Source organism: Kosakonia sp. N21 (assembly GCF_050587465.1).
Classification (GTDB): Bacteria; Pseudomonadota; Gammaproteobacteria; order Enterobacterales; family Enterobacteriaceae.
In genome coordinates, this window is the sequence record NZ_JBOBHR010000007.1 from 78438 (window position 1) to 96182 (window position 17745).

Annotated in this window: 21 protein-coding genes; 11 read left to right on the forward strand and 10 right to left on the reverse strand. The window is 55.6% G+C overall.

Annotation, left to right across the window (positions count from 1 at the left end; all coding sequences use genetic code 11):
- Positions 1–22 precede the first annotated feature (22 nt).
- The 7 genes from potG to ACQ3G7_RS17590 all read left to right on the forward strand — a co-directional run bounded on the left by potG (position 23) and on the right by ACQ3G7_RS17590 (position 5412).
- Positions 23–1156 (forward strand): putrescine ABC transporter ATP-binding subunit PotG, encoded by a 1134-nt coding sequence (potG, locus tag ACQ3G7_RS17560; protein WP_430890760.1) that lies wholly within the window; start codon positions 23–25, stop codon positions 1154–1156.
- Positions 1157–1165: 9 nt separating this feature from the next.
- Positions 1166–2119 (forward strand): putrescine ABC transporter permease PotH, encoded by a 954-nt coding sequence (gene potH, locus ACQ3G7_RS17565; RefSeq protein WP_430891008.1) that lies wholly within the window; start codon positions 1166–1168, stop codon positions 2117–2119.
- On the forward strand, positions 2116–2961 hold the full coding sequence (gene potI, locus ACQ3G7_RS17570; protein ID WP_430890761.1) for a putrescine ABC transporter permease PotI: 846 nt from the start codon (positions 2116–2118) through the stop codon (positions 2959–2961). Before potH ends, potI begins: the two co-directional genes overlap by 4 nt.
- A 74-nt stretch (positions 2962–3035) precedes the next feature.
- Positions 3036–3506, forward strand: coding sequence for a YbjO family protein (locus ACQ3G7_RS17575; protein ID WP_263097343.1), 471 nt, complete (start codon positions 3036–3038; stop codon positions 3504–3506).
- Positions 3507–3547: 41 nt separating this feature from the next.
- On the forward strand, positions 3548–4675 hold the full coding sequence (rlmC, locus tag ACQ3G7_RS17580) for a 23S rRNA (uracil(747)-C(5))-methyltransferase RlmC (protein WP_430890762.1): 1128 nt from the start codon (positions 3548–3550) through the stop codon (positions 4673–4675).
- A gap of 70 nt (positions 4676–4745) precedes the next feature.
- Positions 4746–5048 carry a type II toxin-antitoxin system RelE/ParE family toxin gene (locus tag ACQ3G7_RS17585; RefSeq protein WP_263097340.1) on the forward strand — a complete coding sequence of 101 codons (303 nt, stop codon included), beginning with the start codon at positions 4746–4748 and terminating at the stop codon, positions 5046–5048.
- Between the two features lie 22 nt (positions 5049–5070).
- A complete protein-coding gene (locus tag ACQ3G7_RS17590) occupies positions 5071–5412 on the forward strand; it encodes a HigA family addiction module antitoxin (RefSeq protein ID WP_263097339.1) in 342 nt (113 codons plus the stop codon).
- Between the two features lie 56 nt (positions 5413–5468).
- Here the strand turns inward: ACQ3G7_RS17590 and artJ are convergent, their stop codons facing one another.
- From artJ to ACQ3G7_RS17620, 6 genes are all read right to left on the reverse strand, one after another.
- Positions 5469–6200, reverse strand: a complete 732-nt coding sequence (artJ, locus tag ACQ3G7_RS17595) for an arginine ABC transporter substrate-binding protein ArtJ (RefSeq protein ID WP_263097338.1) — start codon at positions 6198–6200, stop codon at positions 5469–5471.
- A gap of 169 nt (positions 6201–6369) precedes the next feature.
- Positions 6370–7038 carry an arginine ABC transporter permease ArtM gene (gene artM / locus ACQ3G7_RS17600; protein WP_430890763.1) on the reverse strand — a complete coding sequence of 223 codons (669 nt, stop codon included), beginning with the start codon at positions 7036–7038 and terminating at the stop codon, positions 6370–6372.
- Complete coding sequence (gene artQ / locus ACQ3G7_RS17605) at positions 7038–7754, reverse strand: arginine ABC transporter permease ArtQ (RefSeq protein ID WP_263097335.1); 717 nt, start codon at positions 7752–7754, stop codon at positions 7038–7040. Before artQ ends, artM begins: the two co-directional genes overlap by 1 nt.
- A gap of 6 nt (positions 7755–7760) precedes the next feature.
- The gene (gene artI, locus ACQ3G7_RS17610) at positions 7761–8492 is read right to left on the reverse strand and encodes an arginine ABC transporter substrate-binding protein ArtI (protein ID WP_088237175.1); all 732 of its coding nucleotides are present in this window, start codon (positions 8490–8492) and stop codon (positions 7761–7763) included.
- Positions 8493–8511: 19 nt separating this feature from the next.
- On the reverse strand, positions 8512–9240 hold the full coding sequence (gene artP / locus ACQ3G7_RS17615; protein ID WP_263097332.1) for an arginine ABC transporter ATP-binding protein ArtP: 729 nt from the start codon (positions 9238–9240) through the stop codon (positions 8512–8514).
- 209 nt (positions 9241–9449) lie between these two features.
- Positions 9450–9965: a lipoprotein gene (locus ACQ3G7_RS17620; RefSeq protein ID WP_430890764.1), complete on the reverse strand. Its 516-nt coding sequence runs from the start codon at positions 9963–9965 to the stop codon at positions 9450–9452.
- 102 nt (positions 9966–10067) lie between these two features.
- Here ACQ3G7_RS17620 and ACQ3G7_RS17625 point away from each other — a divergent pair, with 102 nt between their 5' ends.
- The 3 genes from ACQ3G7_RS17625 to ACQ3G7_RS17635 are packed head-to-tail and all read left to right on the forward strand — an operon-like array spanning position 10068 to position 11813.
- A complete protein-coding gene (locus ACQ3G7_RS17625) occupies positions 10068–10388 on the forward strand; it encodes a heavy metal-binding domain-containing protein (protein WP_061494642.1) in 321 nt (106 codons plus the stop codon).
- A complete protein-coding gene (locus ACQ3G7_RS17630; RefSeq protein WP_430890765.1) occupies positions 10388–11218 on the forward strand; it encodes an N-acetylmuramoyl-L-alanine amidase in 831 nt (276 codons plus the stop codon). The genes ACQ3G7_RS17625 and ACQ3G7_RS17630 overlap by 1 nt, the downstream gene beginning before the upstream one ends.
- A gap of 16 nt (positions 11219–11234) precedes the next feature.
- On the forward strand, positions 11235–11813 hold the full coding sequence (locus ACQ3G7_RS17635) for a WG repeat-containing protein (protein WP_430890766.1): 579 nt from the start codon (positions 11235–11237) through the stop codon (positions 11811–11813).
- 4 nt (positions 11814–11817) lie between these two features.
- Here ACQ3G7_RS17635 and ACQ3G7_RS17640 read toward each other — a convergent pair whose 3' ends face one another.
- From ACQ3G7_RS17640 to poxB, 4 genes are all read right to left on the reverse strand, one after another.
- Positions 11818–12831: a 3-beta-hydroxysteroid dehydrogenase gene (locus tag ACQ3G7_RS17640; protein WP_430890767.1), complete on the reverse strand. Its 1014-nt coding sequence runs from the start codon at positions 12829–12831 to the stop codon at positions 11818–11820.
- A gap of 94 nt (positions 12832–12925) precedes the next feature.
- Positions 12926–14362, reverse strand: a complete 1437-nt coding sequence (locus ACQ3G7_RS17645) for an SDR family oxidoreductase (RefSeq protein ID WP_430890768.1) — start codon at positions 14360–14362, stop codon at positions 12926–12928.
- A gap of 10 nt (positions 14363–14372) precedes the next feature.
- Positions 14373–15374, reverse strand: coding sequence for a low-specificity L-threonine aldolase (gene ltaE / locus ACQ3G7_RS17650; RefSeq protein ID WP_430890769.1), 1002 nt, complete (start codon positions 15372–15374; stop codon positions 14373–14375).
- A gap of 37 nt (positions 15375–15411) precedes the next feature.
- A complete protein-coding gene (gene poxB / locus ACQ3G7_RS17655; RefSeq protein ID WP_430891010.1) occupies positions 15412–17130 on the reverse strand; it encodes a ubiquinone-dependent pyruvate dehydrogenase in 1719 nt (572 codons plus the stop codon).
- Positions 17131–17282: 152 nt separating this feature from the next.
- On the opposite strand from poxB, the gene ACQ3G7_RS17660 reads away from it, so the two are divergent.
- Positions 17283–17711: a DoxX family protein gene (locus ACQ3G7_RS17660; protein ID WP_430890770.1), complete on the forward strand. Its 429-nt coding sequence runs from the start codon at positions 17283–17285 to the stop codon at positions 17709–17711.
- The last annotated feature ends 34 nt before the right edge of the window (positions 17712–17745 follow it).

Consider the following 17745-nt stretch of genomic DNA (forward strand, 5'->3'; position numbering starts at 1 on the left):
GTTTTTGCCGGAGAGCACTTGAGTGAATGACGCTATCCCCCGCCCACAGGCGAAGAGCCGCAAGGATCTGACGCCGCTGCTGGAAATCCGCAATCTGACCAAATCCTTCGACGGGCAGCACGCCGTTGATGATGTCAGCCTGACCATTTATAAAGGCGAGATTTTTGCCCTGCTCGGCGCGTCCGGCTGCGGCAAGTCGACGCTGCTGCGCATGCTCGCTGGTTTTGAACAGCCCACTCAGGGGCAAATTATGCTCGATGGCGTCGATCTGGCGCACGTGCCGCCGTATCTGCGGCCCATCAATATGATGTTTCAGTCCTATGCGTTATTCCCGCATATGACGGTGGAGCAGAACATCGCTTTTGGCCTGAAACAGGACAAGCTGCCGAAGGCTGAAATCGCCACCCGGGTGGCGGAGATGCTGAGCCTGGTGCACATGAGCGAGTTTGCCAAACGCAAGCCGCATCAGCTTTCCGGTGGTCAGCGTCAGCGCGTGGCGCTGGCCCGCAGTCTGGCGAAGCGCCCGAAATTGCTGCTGCTGGATGAACCGATGGGCGCGCTGGATAAAAAGCTGCGCGACCGTATGCAACTGGAAGTGGTGGATATCCTTGAGCGCGTCGGCGTGACCTGCGTGATGGTGACTCATGACCAGGAAGAGGCGATGACCATGGCCGGGCGTATCGCCATCATGAATCGCGGTAAGTTCGTGCAGATTGGCGAGCCGGAAGAGATTTACGAGCACCCGACCACCCGTTACAGCGCCGAGTTTATCGGTTCGGTGAACGTCTTCGAAGGGCTGCTGAAAGATCGCCAGGACGACGGGCTGGTGATTGACTCGCCGGGGCTGATGCATCCGCTGAAAGTCGATCCGGATGCCTCGGTGGTGGATAACGTGCCGGTGTATGTGGCGCTGCGTCCGGAAAAAATCATGCTCTGCGAGGATCCGCCAGCCGATGGTTACAACTTTGCGGTGGGCGAAGTGGTGCACATCGCCTATCTCGGCGATCTCTCGATTTATCACGTGCGTTTGCAAAGCGGGCAGATGATCAGCGCCCAGTTGCAGAACGCGCATCGCTACCGTAAAGGCGCGCCAACCTGGGGAGATGAAGTTCGTCTCTGCTGGGACGCCGATAGTTGTGTGGTTCTGACGGTTTAAGGAGCGATGATGAGTACACTGGAGCCGCCGACCCGCGTCGAAAAACCGGGCGGTTTTACATTGTGGCTGGCGCGCATGCAGATGCGCCACGGGCGCAAGCTGGTGATTGCGCTGCCCTATATCTGGTTAATCCTGCTGTTTCTGCTGCCGTTTTTGATTGTCTTCAAAATCAGTCTTGCTGAGATGGCGCGGCAGATCCCGCCCTATACCGACCTGATTGAATGGGCGGACGGGCGGTTAACCGTTACGCTGAATCTGGGTAACTTCCTGCAATTGACGGACGATCCACTCTACTTTGAAGCGTATCTTCAGTCGCTTCAGGTGGCCGCGATCTCAACGATTTGCTGTCTGCTGCTGGGCTATCCGCTGGCCTGGGCGGTGGCGCACAGTAAACCCTCCACGCGTAACATATTGCTGCTGCTGGTGATCCTGCCGTCGTGGACCTCGTTCCTGATCCGTGTTTATGCGTGGATGGGGATCCTGAAAAGTAATGGCGTGCTGAATAACTTCCTGATGTGGCTTGGGGTTATCGATCAGCCGCTGACCATTCTGCATACCAACCTGGCGGTCTACATCGGGATTGTCTACGCCTACCTGCCGTTTATGGTGCTGCCGATTTATACCGCGCTGACGCGTATCGACTACTCACTGGTGGAAGCCTCGCTTGATTTGGGTGCGCGCCCGCTGAAAACCTTCTTCAGCGTGATCGTGCCGCTCACCAAAGGCGGGATTATCGCCGGGTCGATGCTGGTGTTTATTCCGGCGGTGGGGGAGTTCGTGATCCCGGAACTGCTCGGCGGGCCAGACAGCATCATGATTGGCCGCGTGTTGTGGCAGGAGTTCTTTAATAACCGTGACTGGCCGGTAGCCTCGGCGGTGGCGGTGATCATGCTGCTGCTGTTGATTGTGCCGATCATGTGGTTCCACAAACATCAGCAGAAACAGGCGGGGGACAACGCATGAACAACTTACCGGTAGTGCGCTCTCCCTGGCGCATTCTGATCCTCGTGCTTGGGTTTACGTTTCTCTATGCGCCGATGTTGATGCTGGTTATCTACTCGTTTAACAGCTCGAAGCTGGTGACGGTATGGGCAGGCTGGTCCACCCGCTGGTATGGCGAGCTGTTCCATGATGACGCAATGATGAGCGCGGTCGGGCTGAGCCTGACCATTGCCGCCTGTGCGGCGACGATGGCCGCCATCCTCGGCACCATTGCCGCCGTGGTGATGGTGCGTTTTGGCCGCTTCCGGGGTGCAAACGGCTTTGCGTTTATGATCACCGCACCGCTGGTGATGCCGGATGTGATCACCGGTTTGTCGTTGCTGCTGCTGTTTGTTGCGCTGGGCCATGCCATTGGCTGGCCTGCGGACCGCGGTATGCTGACCATCTGGCTGGCGCATGTCACCTTCTGTACTGCCTATGTGGCGGTGGTGATCTCCTCGCGTCTGCGCGAACTGGATCGCTCCATTGAAGAAGCCGCGATGGATTTAGGCGCCACGCCGTTGAAAGTCTTCTTTGTCATCACACTGCCGATGATCATGCCAGCGATTGTCTCCGGTTGGCTGCTGGCATTTACCCTGTCGCTGGATGATCTGGTAATTGCCAGTTTCGTCTCCGGGCCGGGGGCAACCACGCTGCCAATGCTGGTGTTCTCCAGCGTGCGTATGGGGGTAAATCCTGAAATCAACGCGCTGGCGACGCTTATCCTCGGTGTGGTGGGCATTGTTGGTTTTATCGCCTGGTATTTAATGGCCCGGGCGGAAAAACAGCGTATCCGTGACATCCAGCGTGCAAGACAAAGCTGAACTCATTAGAATCGGGAAATTGTGTTGCTGATGCCGCGCCTGTCGCGGCATTTTTTCACAGGGAAAACACCGAATTGGGATTTTTCAAGAAGACCACGCATCATGCGAAATTGAATGTGCCTGCGCTGGTACAGGTGGCGGCGATCGCCATTATTCTCATTCGCTGTGTTGATGTGCTGATGGTGATAAATGTGCTCGGGATGCGCGGGATGCTGGATTTTGTGCAGCGCAGCGCGCAGACCTGGAGCCTGACACTGATTTTTCTTGGCAGTCTGGTGCTGGTGTTTGTCGAAATCCTCTGCGCCTTTTCCGTGGTGAAAGGGCGTAACTGGGCGCGCTGGCTCTATCTCGGCACGCAAATCGTCTCTACCGGCTATTTATGGGCTGCCTCGCTGGGTTACGGTTATCCCGAACTTTTCAGCATTGCCGGGGAGTCGCGCCGGGAGATTTTCCGCTCGCTGATGATGCAAAAACTGCCTGATTTTCTGGTGTTGTTTCTGCTGTTTGTCCCCACGCCAAGCCGACGCTTTTTCCGCCTGCAATAACGGTGGTACAATCCCGGCCCCGCAAAAAGAAAGGCTTTACTATGCAGTGCGCTCTCTACGACGCCGGGCGTTGCCGATCCTGTCAGTGGATCGAACAACCGCTGGCAACGCAACTCACCACCAAAATGGACGATCTCCGGCATTTACTGGAGGGGTTGCCCGTGGCGAGTTGGGACTCGCCGGTCAGCGGCCCGGAACAGGGGTTTCGCAATAAAGCCAAAATGGTGGTCAGCGGGAGTGTAGAAAAACCGTTGCTCGGTATGTTGCACCGTGATGGCACGCCGGAAGATCTGACCACTTGCCCGCTCTACCCTGCCTCGTTTTTACCGGTTTTCGCTGCGCTGAAACCCTTTATCGCCCGTGCAGGGTTAACGCCATACAACGTGGCGCGCAAACGCGGCGAGTTGAAATATTTGCTGATAACCGAAAGCCAGCAGGATGGCGGCATGATGCTGCGTTTTGTCCTGCGCTCGGAAACGAAGCTCGCGCAATTGCGTGCGGCGCTGCCTGCGTTGCTGGCGCAGTTACCGCAACTCAGGGTGGTCTCCGCCAATATTCAGCCAGTGCATATGGCCATCATGGAAGGGGAGACGGAGTTTTTCCTCACTGAACAACAGGCGCTGGCGGAAAATTTTAATGGCGTGCCGCTGTGGATCCGCCCGCAGAGTTTCTTTCAGACCAACCCGACGGTAGCCAGCACGCTCTATGCGACTGCGCGGGATTGGGTACGGGCGTTGCCAGTGGCGCATATGTGGGATCTGTTCTGCGGCGTCGGCGGTTTTGGCCTGCACTGCGCAACGCCCGACATGCGCCTGACCGGGATTGAAATTGCACCAGAGGCGATAGCCTGTGCGACACAATCCGCGCAAGCCTTAGGGCTGCAAAACCTGCGTTTCCAGGCACTGGACTCCACGCAATTTGCCACTGCGCAGGGCGATGCGCCGGATCTGGTGCTGGTTAACCCGCCTCGGCGGGGGATTGGCGCAGCGCTGTGCGATTATCTCAGCCGGATGGCGCCACCTTACATCATCTATTCCAGCTGTAATGCCAGCACCATGGCGAAAGATATCCGCCAGTTGCCCGGCTACCGCATTGAACGTGTGCAGCTGTTTGATATGTTCCCACACACCGCCCATTACGAAGTTTTGACACTGCTGGTTAAACAGTAAACGCACTTGTGCACTGTGTGGCGGTGCACTACTATCGTTGGCATGAACGCGGCAAGGAGGCTGCAATGCAATGCCAAAGAAAATAAGTATTGGCTGTTTTCGGGATCCATGGCTTGAGGCATTTTTCCACCACGCGGCGCTGCATCGTAAGATTCCGGTGGACATTCACACCGCACTGTCCCGAAAACTGGACATCATTAATGCAGCGGCTTCGCATCGCGATTTGCGCTCGCCACCCGGCAACCGTTATGAAGAGCTGCTGGGCAAATTACAGGGTTATTCCTCGATAAGAGTGAATAAGCAATATCGTTTGATTTTCAAATGGGTTAACGGAAAAGCGGAAGATCTGTATCTGGATCCGCATATTTATTAAGCCATTATGTTGAGGAGTTGACATGACACCGGCCAGCCGAAAACCAACCACAGTGGGTGACATTCTGCTGTACGAATATCTGGAGCCGCTGGATCTCAGGATTAACGAACTGGCGGAGATGCTGCATGTACATCGTAATTCTGTGAGTGCACTGGTTAACAACAATCGTCGTCTGACGACGGACATGGCATTTCGTCTTGCCAGAGTCTTCGATACGTCAGTGGACTTCTGGATTAACCTCCAGGCCGCGGTTGATCTATGGGATGTCGAGAATGATACGCGGGTTCAGGAAGAGCTGAGCCGCATTGAACCCGCCGCTGAATTTATCGCCCGGCGTGAAGCAGGGTCAAAAAAAGTCGCGTAAGCGACTTTTTCCTTTTCTGCGCCCGGTAAACACAGCACCACCGGGCGTTGCAACAATTACTGCGGGAACCACTGATCGCTGATTTTCTGATAGGTACCGTCGGCTTTAATCGCTTTCAGCGCGGCATTCAGTTTTTCCAGCAGGGCCTGGTTATCCGGGCGTACTGCGATACCGAGGCCAGTACCAAAGTATTGCGCATCGGTCACTTTCGGCGTGGCGACACCCAGTTGCGGGTTCGTTTTCAGCCACTCATTCACCACTGCTGTATCACCAAACACGCCATCCAGACGACCGTTTTTCAGGTCGATAATCGCATTCTGATAGCTGTCGTACGCCACGGTTTTCACTTCCGGGTGTTTGTCCTGCAGATATTTTTGGTGCGTGGTGCCATTTTCCATGCCGATACGTTTGCCTTTCAGATCGTCAAAGGATTTGAACGCATCTTTCTTCGCAATCACCACCGCAGAGTTTGCGTAGTACGGTTCGGTAAACGAGACCTGCTTGCTACGCTCCGGCGTGATATCCATACCGGAGATCACGGCATCATATTTTTTAAACTTCAGCGCCGGGATCAGGCTGTCGAACGCGTGGTTGGTAAATGTGCAATCCGCCTGCATTTGTTTGCACAGGGCATTGGCCAGATCGATGTCAAAACCGACGATCTTGTTATTCGCATCCAGAGATTCGAATGGCGGATAGGTAGCGGAAACGCCGAAGTTGATTTTGTCAGCGGCAGAGGCACCTGCGGCGAAAGTAGCGAGAAGGGCGGCCAGTATCAGCTTTTTCATTATGGAACTCCTGTCTGTCAATCTTATTGTTGTTGCCGTGTCTGAGGCATGGGCTAACAATGCCATTAACTGAATTTGTATGCAATAAAAATGCTTAAATATTTTTTAATCATAATAAAAAAGGCGGGTAATTAATGCGTTACCCGCCTTGTGTTTATTATTTATGCAATTAGTTACGGCGTTCGAAAGCCAGCGCTTTGCGTTCAATCAGGCGCATCATCAGGGTCAACAGGCCGTTAACCACCAGATAAATCAGCCCGGCGGCACCAAACACCATCACGTCGTAAGTGCGGCCATACAGCAACTGCCCATGGCCCATCACTTCCATCAGCGTGATGGTGTACGCCAGCGAGGTGCTCTTGAACACCAGCACCACTTCGTTCGAGTAAGACGAGAGTGCGCGTTTAAACGCATACGGCAGTAAAATCGCCAGCGTATCTTTCTTGCTCATCCCCAGTGCATGGCAGGACTGCCACTGACCGTCCGGGATCGCGCGAATTGCCCCGTAAAAAAGCTGTGTGGTGTAGGCTGCGCTGTTCAATGACAGCGCCAGCAGCGCACAAAGCCACGGCTGCGACAGCAGATGCCAGATAAACGGGTATTCCTGCAACGTCGGGAACTGACCCGGCCCGTAGTAAATCAGGAAGATCTGCACCAACAGCGGCGTACCGGTAAACAGCGTGATATACGCGCGCACGATCTGCGTCAGCACCGGCGTTTTCAGCGTCAGCACAATGGTAAACAGCAGTGACAAAATCAGCGCCACAACCAGCGAGGCGATGGTCAGCGTCAGGCTGGTATGCAGGCCTTTGAGCAGTTCGGGTAAAAACGCCAGCATCAGTTCGGTCTCCGTTCAAAACGCGTTGCGCGCAGGTCAATGCGTTTCAGGATCCACTGGCTGAACAGGGTGATCACCAGGTAAATCGCCGCCGCCACAATGTACCAGGTAAACGGCTCCTGAGTACGGGTGGCAATGCTTTTGGTTTGCAGCATCAGGTCATTTACGCTGATCAGCGACACCAGCGCGGTATCTTTCAACAGCACCAGCCACTGATTGCCCAAACCCGGTAGCGCGTGGCGCCACATTTGCGGCATCACCAGGCGGAAGAAAATCGCCGCTTTCGACAATCCCAGCGCCTGGCCGGATTCGCGTTGACCATCCGGAACGGCCTTTAGCGCGCCGCGCAGGGTTTGAGAAGCGTAAGCCGCATACAGTAAAGAGAGCGCAATCACACCGCACAGGAACGGGCTGACATCGAAGTTTTCAATCTGGATCTGCACCGGGATCTGCACCACGCCCAGGTTGATGGAAAAACCATCAGAGAGCAGTAACAGCAGCTGTGACGATCCGAAATAGATAAACAGAACCACCAGGATTTCCGGCAGGCCACGCAAAACGGTGACCCATGCAGTGCCAAGCCAGGCAATAGGGCGCCACTTAACGGACTCCCATACCGCAAAGATCATCGCCAGGACCAGGCCGATGATCAGCGCACAAACGGCAAGGCCGACGGTCATCCCGGCGGCGCTTGCTAATGGAAACATTTCGTTCATTAAGTATTACTTCTGGAACCATTTGTTATAGATGGTCTGGTATGTCCCATCTTTCTTCACTTTTTCCAGCGCAGTGTTGAATTTCTGCTGCAGCTCAGTGTTGCCCTGACGAACCGCGATCCCCAGACCGGTGCCGAAGTACTCTTTATCGGTCACTTTATCGCCGACTGCCGCCAGTTTGGCATCGGCTTTCAGCCATTCGGTCACCACAGCGGTGTCGCCGAATACCGCGTCGATGCGACCATTTTGCAGATCAAGACGCGCGTTCTGGTAGCTGTCGTACGGAACGGTGGTGATTTCCGGGTGTTTGTCGTTGATGAATTTCTGGTGCGTGGTGCCGTTTTGTACGCCAACACGTTTACCTTTCAACTGGTCGATACTGGTGAATTTACCCTGCTGACCGACAAACAACGCGGAGTTGTCATAGTAAGGCGTGGTGAACAGCACCTGTTTTTCGCGCTCCGGCGTGATGTCCATACCCGCCATCACCGCGTCGAAGCGGCGGAATTTCAGGCTGGGGATCAGGCTGTCGAATGCCTGGTTAGTAAAGGTGCAGGTCGCGTCGATCTCTTTACACAGCGCGTTGGCCAGATCCACATCAAAGCCGACGATTTTGTTGTTAGCATCGGTGGATTCAAACGGAGGGTAGCTCGCTTCAGTGGCGAAACGGATAGTCTGGGCTGCAGTAGCGCTAAGGCTGACGCTTGCAAGTAGCGCGGCAATCAGTACTTTTTTCATTGTCATTATTCCCGAGTCTTCAGTGAGATAGGTAGTATTTAAACGCGTCGGTCTGCGGCGCGGCAAAGCAGCCCGCATCCCCTTGCTCAACAATGTGACCGTTTTCCATATACACCACGCGGCTGGCTGTTTTGCGCGCCACTTCGACTTCATGGGTCACAATCACCTGCGTAATGCCGGTTTCCGCCAGTTCATGAATGATGCTGACGATCTGTGCGGTGATCTCCGGGTCGAGTGCGGCAGTCGGTTCATCAAACAGCAGCACCTGCGGCTCCATCATCAGCGCACGGGCAATAGCGACACGCTGTTGCTGACCGCCGGACAAATGCAGCGGATAGCGATCGCTATAGGGTTTAAGACGTAAACGCTCCAGCAGTTTCTCTGCGCGGGCCAGCGCCTGATCTTTACTCAAACCAAGCACGCGGCACGGCGCTTCAATCAGGTTTTGCAACACGGTCAGGTGCGGCCAAAGATTGTATTGCTGGAACACCATGCCCACGTTCTGGCGCAACTCGCGAATCGCTTTATCAGACGGGGTAGTGGCAAAATCGAAATGATTGCCGGCAATGCTTAACTGACCGGAACGCGGCATTTCCAGCAGGTTGAGTACGCGCAACAGCGAACTTTTACCCGCACCGCTTGGGCCGAGCAGCACGAGGGTTTCACCCTGTGGGCAATCCAGTGTGATATCGAACAGCGCCTGGTGTGCGCCATAAAAGCAATTGATGCTGTTTAATTTAATACTCATCGAAGCAGTCTGATAGCAATTGAGGCCGCAAATAGTAACGTTGACAGAATAGTTATGCAATATTTGTGCGTTAAAACTTAAAAATAAACCAGGTTCTCACATAAAGTTAGCACAAAATACCGGGGCGGGAGGGAACCAGGCATAAATGTCGGCATTCACCGTGGAATGCCAGACAATTTACGGGGATTAATTATTCATTAGCGGAACCGTTACGGGTGTGCCAACGACTGGCGTAAAGTACCGGATGGCGCATGCACTGCCGCACCAAGATAACGTACGTCGTCTACCGCCCAGCATTGCCCTTCACGGACCATCAGCACTTCATCCTGCCAGTTCTGGCTTCCCTGGCTCAGTTTCACGCGCAGGGGAATATTCCGCGCATCGGTATTCGGAATGGTGGAAGCGCTGGCAACATCCGCATCTGACGGCGCAACAGCACTGCTGGAGAACGGATCGGCTTTCAGCAGCGTGGCGCGGCGTGAGTCGCGGCTGGCGTCGGTCAACGCTTTTGCCAGGTTATCGCTCAAATAAGGACGCAGGGCCTCCAGGTTACTGTTGGGGTGGGCAATACGATAGTCGTAAAATTGCTGCGCCACGCTGTCCGGCCCGCCTTCCACGCACGGGCCGCTGCGAGCGCCGATATCCTTAAATGCCGGTGTGACGGTGGTGCAGGCGCTGAGCAGCAGCGCGCAGGGCATTACAAGAGTCAAAACTGAATAGCGCATGATGATTTCCTTATTTCTCTTCAGATGTCACGACCTTTCAAGAATAGTGTATTGATCTGATAATGTGTGGTGTAACGCATTGAACGCTAAAAGGAGAGACCGATGCAGTTTTCTACAACGCCGACGCTGGAAGGGCAGCCGATTGTTGAGTATTGCGGTGTGGTGACGGGCGAAGCCATTCTCGGGGCGAATATTTTTCGCGATTTCTTCGCCGGGATCCGCGACATCGTCGGCGGACGCGCCGGTTCGTACGAAAAAGAGCTACGCAAAGCGCGGGAAATCGCCTTTCACGAACTGGGCGAGCAGGCAAAAGCGCTGGGCGCGAACGCGGTCGTGGGTATTGATATCGATTATGAAACCGTCGGGAAGGATGGCAGCATGCTGATGGTCAGCGTCAGCGGTACGGCGGTTAAAACACGCTAATGAACAAATGTTGGTTATTGCTGCTGGCGCTGCTGCTTGTGGGTTGCGTCAGTGAAAAAGGCATTATTGATAAAGAGGGTTATCAGTTAGATACCCGGCGTCAGGCGCAGGCGGCATACCCGCGGGTAAAAGTGCTGGTGATCCACTACACGGCGGATGATTTCGATGTGTCGCTGGCGACGCTAACCGATAAGCAGGTGAGTTCGCACTATTTGATCCCCGCTAACCCACCGATGCATGGCGGTAAACCGCGCATCTGGCAACTGGTGCCGGAAAAAGAGCTGGCCTGGCACGCGGGCGTCAGCTTCTGGCGTGGCGCAACGCGCATAAATGATACGTCGATCGGCATTGAGCTGGAAAACCGGGGCTGGCAAAACACGGCGCAGGGAAAACAATTTACACCTTTTGCGCCAGCGCAAATTAATGCGTTGATTCCGCTGGTAAAAGATATTATCAAACGGTACGACATTGCGCCGCAAAACGTCGTGGCGCATGCGGATATCGCCCCGCAGCGCAAAGATGATCCCGGTCCGCTGTTTCCGTGGCAGGCTCTCGCCGCTAAGGGAATCGGCGCCTGGCCGGATGCCAGCAGAGTGGCGTTTTATCTCAATGGCCGTTCACCGTATGAAGCTGTTGATACCGCGTCATTGCTGGATTTACTGGCGCGCTATGGGTATGACGTCAAACCACAGATGACGCCCGCACAACAAAAAAGAGTGATCATGGCGTTTCAGATGCATTTCCGACCCGAATTGTGGAACGGGGTTGCCGATGCCGGTAGCCAGGCTATTGCCGAGGCGCTACTGGAAAAATATGGTCAGGCGGGTTAACCGTCGCAGAATTTTTATGACGAGGTCTTTGGACATGGTGTTTCGCATCATTGCAGGTGTGCTGCTGATGGTGGCTTCTGCTGCCCACGCCGCGTTAAAGCCCGTGTATGGCTGCTCATACTGGGATAAAAAAACAGACAATGTGGAGCAGCTCAATAAGTGCGTGGAAGTGAAGGATGGCAAGCTGCTGTTCCTGCCGGAATTATTTGCCAAAAGCCGGGATGTAGAGGGAACCACCTGGGTGGGGGTGTATGAATATGCCCGCGATGCCGGATTGCAGGATGGGGATTACTATGTGCATGCACCGGACAGCTACTTGTCGGTGGTCCATTTTGATAATGGTCCGGACTGGTATGTGGAAGGCCTGGTGCGCTCACGGCAAAACGGAAAAATCGGCTTCTGGGACTTTGCATTCCGCAATCGCATCGCGCCGCAGTTCGATTACGCCGGGCAATTTAAAGAAGGAAAAGCGCTGGTGTGTAACGGCTGTAAAACGCAGCGCGACGGTGAGCATATCGCGCTGGTTGGCGGCGAGTGGTTCTATATTGATAAAACCGGGCAACGTGTTTCAGAGGTCAAATCTGCACCGTTCTGAGGGCTCAATGGTGCAGTTTTCCGTGGTCTTTTAACCAGTACGCCGTGCGTTCGATGCCTTCATCCAGCGTCACAATCGGCGTATAGCCCAGTTCCTGCTGCGCGCGGGAGATATCCAGCGTGAAATCAAAATTCAGCTTCGACACACCATAGTGGGTAAACGCCGGCTCTTTCGCGCGTTTATCGCCAAAACGCTCCATACTGCGCGCCACCATATCGAGCATGGTGTAGGGCACCGAGCGGATACGGCAGTGAATATTCAGCTCATCGATCAGTTTCTGCACGATGCTGCGCAACGAGCGTGGCTCGCCATTGGTGATATTGTAGGCGCGGCCCGACGGCAGCGTATCGCAACCTGGCTGGCTGGCCAGCCACATCGCATGCACGGCGTTTTCGTAATAGGTCATGTCCACCAGCGCATCGCCGCCGCGCGGCAGTAACACGCTGCGATAGTGATGCATCATCTGCGCCAGACGCGGGATAAATACTTTATCGTGCGGGCCGAACAGGCTCTGCGGGCGCAGGATGGTAAAACGCGTGTTGGGGTTGGCCTGTGCCAGCAGGTCGATAACCTGCTCACCAGCCGCTTTGCTGCGGGCAAACTCATTGGCGAAGCGCGCAGGGCGAAAATCTTCGTCGATATCCCGGTGATGATGATAATCAAAATAGAGTGAAGGGGAGGAGATATGCACAAAGTTGCGCACGCCCCAGGCTACCGCCCACTCACCCAGGCGGCGTGTGGCGCGTACGTTGGCTAAATCAAAGGCTTCCTGGGTGCCCCACGGCGAGGTGAAGCTGGAGCAGTGCCACAGCGTATCGATATCCGCCAGCATCACTTTGGCCTGCGAGGAGACCAGCTCGGTCAAATCCGCATGCACAAATTCCGCGCCCATTTTACTGAGCAATTTGCCCATGGCTTCATTACGGCCCGTCGCCCGGACAGCGATGCCTTTTTGCCGCAGATACTCGACCGCGTTTCGGCCTAAACCGCTGGTTGCGCCCGTGACCAGAACCTTCATATCAATCCACTGTTTTGAATAGCTTTCACCGCGCGCATTCTTCCGTGAATTACGCCGCTATGCAATGGGATTGATGAAAGAAAAACGGTTAAGGTCAGACTTTTTCTCTATTTTGTTCTGCCAGCCGGGCAATTTTTTGCGCCATGCCGCGAAAAATGAACAGGTGCGCCGGGAACATTAACAGCCAGTAACACAAGCCAGGCATCCCGTGCGGATGCCACCAGGCGCGGACATCCAGCAGACGGTGATCGCCTTTATCGGTCAGGGTAAAACTGAGCCGCCCAAGGCCTGGCGCTTTCATGCCAAACAGCAAAGCAAGCTGCTCTTCCGGCTCGGCGATGATCACCTTCCAGCTATCCACCGCATCGCCCGTTTGCAACATTGCCCGTTCGGGGCGACCGCGCGGCAGCTTATGGCCGATCAGATGATCCAGCGCGGCGCGGGTTTGCCACAGCAGATTACCAAAGAAGTAGCGCTCTTTACCGCCAATACGATTGACCACTTCCCAGAGCGCGCTCAGGCTGGCGGAGGTTTTCACCGTATAACCCGCCTGCTTCGGGTAATAACCATATTGCGGACGCCAGCGGGAAAACGCCTGCGGGTCGTAGCCCCAGTCGCTGGAGTTCACCAGTTTTTCTTCTTCCTGCAACGTGCGCCGCACGGCATCGTCAAACGGGATCAGCGATTGTGGGATCAGGCGACGTAATGCGCGATCGTCTGCCAGCAGGTCGTGCTTTAAGCCCTGGATCAGCGCTTTGGCAATCGTCGGCGGTACCGAGGTGATCAGATGTAAGAACCAGACCGAAATGAACCTCGTCGGCAACGGCACCGGGATCAGCGGACGGTGCACGCCGCTGACGGCCATAAAGTGAGCAAACTGTTGCTGGTAACTGAGCACCTCGGGGCCGGCGGCTTCAAACACGCGGTGCTCGTCAGCCGGATGGTCCAGCAACGCCAGCAGATAGTGCATTAAGTTTTCCAGCGCGATCGGCGTGGTGCGTGAGCGCACCCAGCGCGGCGGCGTCAGCACCGGCAGGTTAAAGACCATATCGCGCATCACTTCAAACGCCGCAGAACCCGCGCCAACGATAATCCCGGCGCGCAGTTCCGTCACCGGTACGCCCGCGGCGCGCAGCAGGTCGCCGGTATATTGCCGTGCCAACAGGTGGTCGGAATCGGTTGTCCCTTTCGCTTGCAGTGAGCTGAGAAATATCACCTGTTTAACCGGCGTTTCCAGCAGGGCGTCACGCACATTGAGCGCAATTTGCCGCTCGTGCGCCACGAAATCACCGCGCTCGCCCATGCTGTGCACCAGGTAGTAGAGCGTATCAACGTCCTGCAAGAGGGCAGGGAGACCCTGCGGCCAGTACAAATCGACGGTGTGGAAACTCACCCCCGGCAGTCCCTGCTTTTGTAGCCGGGTTAACCGCCGCGCAGCGGCTTTCACCTGATGCCCCTGCTGGCTGAGTGCGGTGACCAGCCGTTGCCCAATATAACCGCTGGCACCGAGCACCAGGATCCGCTGCGCCACATCCTGCTCCTTAGCGTTGTAAAAAAGCCTGCCAGTGGTGAACAACGTCCGTCAGTTGTTGACGATTAACATCAAGATGGGTGACCAGACGCACCACCGCAGAGGCGTTAATCAGGACATCGCGCTCGCGCATAAATGCCCCCAGTGCGGCGGCCTGCGCCTCACCGACGCGGACAAACAGCATATTGGTATCGTGGCGCATCACATCGGCGCCAATGTCACTTAGCTGAGCCGCAAGCCAGGCTGCATTGTCATGATCCTCTTTCAGGCGCGCGACATTGTTCTGCAACGCATACAGACCCGCGGCCGCCAGAATACCGGCCTGACGCATGCCGCCGCCGGTCATTTTGCGCCAGCGGTTGGCGCGGGCAATATAGGCCCGATCGCCGACCAGCAGCGAGCCAACCGGCGCGCCGAGGCCTTTTGACAGGCAAATGGTGAACGAGTCGCAATATTGCGCGATCTCGTTGAGTTCACAGCCATACTCCACCAGCGCATTAAAGATACGCGCGCCGTCAACGTGCAGCGCCAGCCCGCGCTCGCGGGTAAATTCCCACGCCTGTTTCAGGTAGTCGCGCGGTAGCACTTTCCCGTTGTGGGTGTTTTCCAGACTGAGCAATTTGCTGCGGGCGAAATGAATGTCATCCGCTTTGATTTTGGCGGCGACTTTGTCCAGCGGCAGCGTGCCGTCAGCCGCGGCGTCAATGGGCTGCGGCTGAATACTGCCCAGCACGGCTGCGCCGCCTGCTTCGTAGAGATAATTATGCGCGCCCTGACCGACGATATACTCTTCGCCGCGTTCGCAGTGGCTGAGCAGGGCGACCAGGTTGGCTTGCGTGCCGGTCGGCAGGAACAGCGCGGCTTCTTTGCCGCTGAGGCTGGCGGCGTAGCGTTGCAGTTCGTTCACCGTCGGGTCGTCCCCGTAAACGTCGTCCCCGACCGGGGCGGCCATCATCTGCTCCAGCATGGCGCGCCCCGGGCGGGTTACGGTATCACTGCGTAAATCAATCACGGCATTTCCTTGTCTTGCGATGGGTTATGCTCCTGTTTTACCTGAGCCAGTTGGTTTTCGCCAGCTCGATAACCTCATCGCCGCGCCCGCTGATAATGGCGCGCATCATATACAGGCTAAAGCCTTTCGCCTGCTCCAGTTTGATTTGCGGCGGGATAGCCAGCTCCTCTTTCGCAACCGTGACATCCACCAGTACCGGGCCATCAATAGAGAATGCGCGTTGCAGCGCGTCGTTCACGTCTGCGGATTTTTCCACGCGAATACCGGTGATGCCGCAGGCCTCGGCAATGCGGGCAAAGTTGGTGTCATGCAGGTCGGTACCATCGGTCAGGTAACCGCCCGCTTTCATCTCCATCGCCACAAAACCCAGCACGCTGTTGTTAAAAACGATGATTTTCAGCGGCAGTTTCATTTGCACCACTGAGAGGAAATCCCCCATTAGCATGCTGAATCCGCCGTCGCCGCACAACGCAACCACTTGCCGGTCCGGTAGCGTGGCTTTGGCTCCCAGCGCCTGCGGCATTGCGTTCGCCATTGAGCCGTGGTTGAACGAGCCAATCAGCCGCCGTTTGCCGTTCATTTTCAGATAGCGGGCCGCCCACACGGTTGGCGTGCCGACATCGCAGGTAAAAATGGCATCCTCGGCGGCGAAATGGCTGATTTGCTGCGCCAGGTACTGCGGGTGAATGGCTTTATCGCTCGGTTTCGCCAGCTCATCCAGCCCCTTACGAGCGTCGCGGTAATCTTCCAGCGCCTTATCCAGGAAGCGGCGATCGGTTTTCGCCTCCAGCAGCGGCAGCAGCGCGGCCAGTGTGGCTTTGATGTCACCCACCAGCGCCATATCCACTTTACTGTGTGCACCGATACTGGCGGGATTAATGTCGATCTGGATGATTTTCGCATCGGTCGGGTAGAAGGCGCGGTAGGGGAATTGCGTACCGAGCAGCACTAAGGTGTCGGCATTCATCATGGTATGAAAGCCGGACGAGAAACCGATTAAACCGGTCATGCCAACGTCGTACGGATTGTCATATTCCACATGCTCTTTGCCGCGCATGGCATGCACAATCGGCGCATTCAACTTACCGGCGAAAGCCAGTAACTCGTTGTGCGCACCGGCGCAGCCGCTACCGCACATCAGCGCGATATTGCTGGAGTAGCGCAACAGTTGCGCCAGTTTTTGCAGTTCCTCAATCGTTGGCGTTACGATCGGCTGCGGTGCGTGATACCAGTGGCTGCTCGCCATTTCCGGGGCGGGCTTCAGGGCCACATCTCCGGGCAGCACAATCACCGACACGCCTTTCTTCAGCACCGCGTTACGCAGCGCAATCGCCAGCACTTGCGGGATCTGTTCCGGGGTGGAAACCAGCTCGCAGTAGTGGCTGCACTCGCGGAACAGCTCCTGCGGATGGGTTTCCTGGAAATAACCGCTGCCGATCTCGCTGGAAGGAATGTGGGCGGCAATCGCCAGCACGGGCACATGGTTGCGGTGGCAGTCGAACAGCCCGTTAATCAGATGCAGGTTGCCGGGCCCACAAGATCCTGCGCACACCGCCAGTTCGCCGGTGAGTTGGGCTTCGGCTCCGGCGGCAAAGGCGGCAACTTCTTCATGGCGCGTTGGCATCCAGTCGATGGTGCCCATCCGGTTCAAGCTGTCGCTCAGCCCGTTGAGGGAATCCCCGGTCACGCCCCAAATGCGTTTTACACCTGCCTGTTCAAGCGTTTTGGCGATGTAAGCGGCCACTGTTTGTTTCATCATTCCGCTCCTTTTTGTGATCTTGTCTACAAGCTTAGACAATGAACAGGGGAGAGAGCGGGATTCGTCTGCGCTTTTATAAAACAGGGGTTTATTTTTGTTACACTTCGGAATACTCTGACAAAGGTCGATGAAAACAGGAATCATTTCAAATGGTTAAATCATTGTTAAATTCAGTTAATAATATGTTTTCGCATGAGGACTTTGGCAAGTTATTACTGCGCTTGCTGGTGGGCGGCTTGATGTTATTCCACGGTTTGCACAAGTTAATCGGCGGTATTGATGGCATCGCCGGTATGCTGGTGTCGAAGGGGCTTCCTGGCTTTGTCGCTTATGGTGTACTGATTGGTGAAGTGCTGTGTCCGATTTTGATTATTCTCGGCGTGCTCACCCGTCCGTCAGCGTTGGTGCTGGCGTTCACTATGGTGGTGGCTTGGTTGTTGGTCGGCATCGGTAAAACCGGGACGCTGGATGCGACCGGCGCATGGGCGATTGAGAGTATTGTTTACTTCTTTGTGGCAGCGCTGGTAATTGCCTTTGTTGGCGCGGGTCGTTATTCCGTGGCGCCCACCTGGAAATAAGATAAAAAAACGCCCTTCATGATGAAGGGCGTTT